We start from the raw sequence: 274 nt of genomic DNA, 5'->3' as shown, positions 1-274 counted from the left end.
CCAATTGCCAGAAGATTTAGGAAGTTTATCTAACTTATACGAGTTAGATCTTAGCTTCAACAAACTTGATAGAATTCCACAATCTATAATAGGCAATCAAAACATTATCAAACTTAATTTAGGGGGAAATTTACTACCAGACTCAATCATGCAAAAACTCCAAAGAGGCTATTCTAGCTGAATATCTTTTCTAATAAAATTTAGGAAGGCTCTTTTTGAATAGTAGCAAGTCCAGGCTCCCGAAGGCACCGACGACACGCATTACTCGATCATG

The 274-nt window shown here is 36.1% G+C and carries 1 protein-coding gene; it reads left to right on the top strand.

What is annotated here, in order from left to right; translation table 11 throughout:
- Positions 1-181 (top strand): hypothetical protein (locus ACTIE6_RS24120; protein WP_439559059.1); only part of this gene is annotated, 181 nt, incomplete at its 5' end.
- Positions 182-274: the final 93 nt, after the last annotated feature.

Source organism: Dyadobacter sp. (assembly GCF_051859145.1).
In the GTDB taxonomy this organism is placed as follows: Bacteria; Bacteroidota; Bacteroidia; order Cytophagales; family Spirosomataceae; genus Dyadobacter.
The sequence above is the reverse complement of the archived record's forward strand: the minus strand, read 5'-3'. Positions and strand labels throughout refer to the sequence as shown.